Origin of the sequence: Lapillicoccus sp., assembly GCF_039935575.1 — a bacterium.
Taxonomy (GTDB): domain Bacteria; phylum Actinomycetota; class Actinomycetes; order Actinomycetales; family Dermatophilaceae; genus Lapillicoccus.
In genome coordinates this window covers 1-3,622 of record NZ_JBDTKA010000090.1, presented here as the reverse complement: position 1 = coordinate 3,622, position 3,622 = coordinate 1, and the positions used below count along the sequence as shown (strand labels likewise).

The 3,622-nt window shown below is 70.3% G+C and carries 4 protein-coding genes; 2 read left to right on the top strand and 2 right to left on the bottom strand.

All coding sequences use genetic code 11. From position 1 onward, the window contains the following. On the bottom strand, window positions 1–788 hold a 788-nt coding region (locus ABI385_RS11595), incomplete at its 3' end, for a PQQ-dependent sugar dehydrogenase (protein ID WP_348103904.1). Between the two features lie 44 nt (window positions 789–832). Between ABI385_RS11595 and ABI385_RS11590 the strand changes: the two genes are divergently transcribed. Then, window positions 833–1,759, top strand: a complete 927-nt coding sequence (locus ABI385_RS11590; protein ID WP_348103903.1) for a 2-hydroxyacid dehydrogenase — start codon at window positions 833–835, stop codon at window positions 1,757–1,759. Window positions 1,760–1,826: 67 nt separating this feature from the next. On the opposite strand, the gene ABI385_RS11585 is transcribed toward ABI385_RS11590, so the two are convergent. Further along, on the bottom strand, window positions 1,827–2,855 hold the full coding sequence (locus tag ABI385_RS11585) for a PLP-dependent cysteine synthase family protein (protein WP_348103905.1): 1,029 nt from the start codon (window positions 2,853–2,855) through the stop codon (window positions 1,827–1,829). Window positions 2,856–3,019: 164 nt separating this feature from the next. On the opposite strand from ABI385_RS11585, the gene ABI385_RS11580 reads away from it, so the two are divergent. Continuing rightward, window positions 3,020–3,496, top strand: a complete 477-nt coding sequence (locus ABI385_RS11580) for a histidine phosphatase family protein (RefSeq protein WP_348103902.1) — start codon at window positions 3,020–3,022, stop codon at window positions 3,494–3,496. Window positions 3,497–3,622: the final 126 nt, after the last annotated feature.

Below are 3,622 nucleotides of genomic sequence, written 5' to 3'. Positions count from 1 at the left end.
CCGGGTGTGATGACGTTGAGCTCGTCCCAGGTGTTCTGCCCGAACTCGCTCGCCCACATCCGTCCCGAGGCGTCCCACGCGATGCCCTGGACGTTGCGGTGGCCGTAGGACCACACCGGCGACCCAGCGAACGGGTTGCCCGGCGCAGGCTGACCCTGGGCCGTCACCCGCAGGATCTTGCCGCCGAGACTGCCCAGGTCCTGGGCGCGTGACGTCGTGGCGGCATCTCCCGTCGTGACGTAGAGGAACCCGTCGGGTCCGAACGCCAGGCGTCCGCCGTTGTGGTTCGACGCCTTGGGTATGCCGGTGAGCACCGTCGTGGGCTGGCCCAGACCGTCGCCCTGGAGAGGGATGGAGAGCACTCGGTTGTCGTCGGCGGCGGTGAGGTAGGCGTAGAGAACGGGGGTGGCGGCGTACGTTGCGGGGTCGATGGCGATCCCGAGCAGGCCACCTTCGCCGGCGGCGACGACGTCAGGGACTCGGCCGATCTCACGGGTCTGGCCGTTCAGGCCGATCCGCTTGACCAGCGCCGACTCCCGTTCGCTGACGAGCACGTCTCCCGTGGGCAGCACCGCGGTGGACCAGGGCACGTTCAGGCCAGTGGCCACGTCCGACGGCGCGTCCAGAGACTGCCGCCCACCGGACGAACCAACGCTGCCCGGCGAGGCACTGGTAGTCCCCCCGGGAGGGGACGAGCAGGCGGTGAGGCCAGTCAGGGCGACGACCGTCACTGCGGAGACGGCGATGCGACGTAGTGGACTGGTCGAAGGGCGGGTGCGAACCGGCATACCCCATCCTCCTCGACAGCAAGGCGGGTCGCTAGCGTGACCGCATGCCGCTCGTCTCTGTGCCGGACGCGTCCTGGGTCGCCGAAGTCGGGGAGGTAGCCGGCGTCGAGCTGGTCCCGTGGGACCTGCACGAGGCGCACGAGCGGGCCCGCGAGCTCGTGATCGTCGTCCCGCCCTATCTCGACCCCCGCCAGCGGCTCGACCTGTTGGTGGGCCTTCCGGAGCTGCGGGTCGTGCAGCTGCTGACCGCGGGCTACGAGCAGGCCCTGCCGCAGGTCCCAGCCGGTGTGCAGCTGTGCAACGCCGGCGGCGTCCACGACGCGTCGACCTCGGAGCTCACGCTCGCACTCATCCTCGCGTCACTGCGCGGTATCCCGGAGTTCGTTGCAGCCCAGCAGGACTCGCGATGGCTCCCGACCCGGTTGTGGGAGGCGCTCGCGGACCGGCGGGTCATGGTGGTCGGCTACGGCCAGGTCGGACGAGCAGTCGTGCGACGACTGCTCCCGTTCGAGGTGCAGGTTACGGCGGTCGCCAGCCGTGCTCGCGCGGGAGACGACCTCGTCGACGAGGTCCACGGGATCGAGGAGCTCGCGGCCCTGCTGCCGGTCCAGGACGTCGTGGTCCTCATCGTGCCGCTGTCGGACTCCACGACCGGACTCGTCGACGCGCAGTTCCTCGCCGCCATGAAGGACGGGGCACTCGTAGTCAACGTCGCTCGGGGGAAGGTGGTCGATACCCAGGCGCTTCTCGCGGAGACCTCTTCCGGCCGCCTGCGGGCCGCGCTCGATGTGACGGACCCCGAGCCGTTGCCCGCCGACCACTCGCTCTGGACGTCGCCCGGTGTACTCATCTCACCCCACGTCGGTGGGGCGAGCACCGCGTTCCGGCCGCGCGCGGTCAAGCTGGTCAGGGCGCAGCTGCAGGCGTATGCCTGGGGGTCGGCGCTCGCCAACGTCGTCGCCACCGGCTGACATCGGCCGCCCTCGAGACAAGCCGACTGACCCGCCTCCTGACGGACCGGAGCCGACTCGTCGACCGTCAGCCGGTCCACTCACCCGTGAGCCAGGCGCGGTCCAGGACCTCTCTGTATGCCGTCAGGTCCAGCCCCTGCTCGACCAGCCACGCGTCGTCGGCGTACGTATGGGCATACCGTTCGCCGTGGTCGCAGACGAGCGTGACGATGCTGCCGTGGGTCCCCGAGGCGCGCATCTCGCACGCGATCCGCAGCGCGCCGTAGAGGTTGGTTCCGGTGGAGGCGCCGGCGCGCATACCGGTGCGGTCGTGCAGGAACCGCATAGCCGCGACGGACGCCGCGTCGGGCACCCCGAGCATCCGGTCGACGACACGGGGCAGGAAGCTGGGTTCGGCTCTGGGGCGACCGATTCCCTCGATCCGCGAACCTCGGCTGCCCGCGGTCGAACGCCCCTGGTATGCCGGCAGGAATGCCGAGTTCTCGGGGTCGACCACGGCTACCCGGGTGGGCGCGCCGCGGAACCGCACGTAGCGCCCGAAGGTTGCACTCGTCCCGCCGGTCCCGGCTCCGACGACGATCCAGGCGGGGATCGGGTGTGGCTCCAAGGACATCTGCTCGAAGACCGACTCGGCGATCGTGTTGTTGCCGCGCCAGTCCGTTGCCCGCTCTGCATAGGTGAACTGGTCGAGGTAGTGCCCCTCGCACTCGTCGGCCAGCCGTCGCGCCACGTCGTAGACCTCACCGGCGTCGGCGACGAGATGGCAGCGTCCGCCCTCGCGCTCGACCATCGCGACCTTCTCCGGGCTCGTCGTCCGCGACATGACCGCAACGAACGGCAGGCCGAGCATCCTGGCGAAGTACGCCTCCGAGACGGCAGTCGACCCGCTGGACGCCTCGATGACCGTGGTCCCCGGGCCGATCTCACCGTTGCAGATGGCGTAGAGGAACAGCGACCTGGCGAGGCGGTGCTTGAGGCTGCCCGTCGGGTGGGTCGACTCGTCCTTGAGGTAGAGCTCGACCCCGCTGACGTCCCAGCCGTCGGGCAATGCGACGCGGTGGAGGTGGGTGTCCGCCGTCCGGTTGGTGTCGGCCATGATCCGCCCCACCGACTCGTCGACCCACGCGCGCCACTCGGTGCTCGTGCAGCGGCCGGAGCTGACGTCGATGATCGGCTGCACGCTCTCCACCAGGCCGAGAGTAGACGGATCGAGGTGTATGTCGGTGGTGCCCTCCGCCTCATCAGGGGCATGCTCAGGCCATGAGCAGAGTCCTTGACGACCGCACCCTCGTGCTGGTGCGGCACGCGAAGACCGAGCAGATCCCCCGCGGCGGGCGGTTGTCCGACCATGACCGGGAGCTGACCGAGCGCGGACGGGCGGACGCTCAGGCTGTCGGAAAGTGGCTGCGGGACAGCGGGATCGTTGCCGACCTCGTCGTCTGCTCGACCTCTGTGCGCACCCGCCAGACGTGGGAGCAGGCGGTCAGGGGAGGGGCGCAAGCGGAGTTCGTGGAGTACCGCAGAGCGGTCTACCAGGGCGGGACGCCCGGGGTGCTGGAGACGGTTCGTGAGGAGGGCGGGGACATGCGGACCCTCGTGGTCGTCGGTCACTCACCCACCGTGCCCGACCTCGCGGGTGGGCTCAGCGACGGGAGGGGCTCCGCCGACGCGCATGCGGCGATGGGGAACGGGTTCCCGACGGCTGGGCTTGCGGTGCTGCGGTACGACGGCGAATAGCCGGAGCTGGGGATGGGGACGGCGAGCCTCGAACGCTTCCACGTCTGCCGCGGGTGACGCCGGATGCGTGGGCGGCGACAGCGGCGATGAGATCGCCGGCAGCCACGATCAGCGTTGGACGAGGTT

Bases quoted from the DNA above. Each gene is read 5' to 3' on its own strand.
- ABI385_RS11585 (WP_348103905.1), bottom strand. From the start codon at position 2,855: ATGGCCGACACCAACCGGACGGCGGACACCCACCTCCACCGCGTCGCA.
- ABI385_RS11580 (WP_348103902.1), top strand. From the start codon at position 3,020: ATGAGCAGAGTCCTTGACGACCGCACCCTCGTGCTGGTGCGGCACGCG.
- ABI385_RS11590 (WP_348103903.1), top strand. From the start codon at position 833: ATGCCGCTCGTCTCTGTGCCGGACGCGTCCTGGGTCGCCGAAGTCGGG.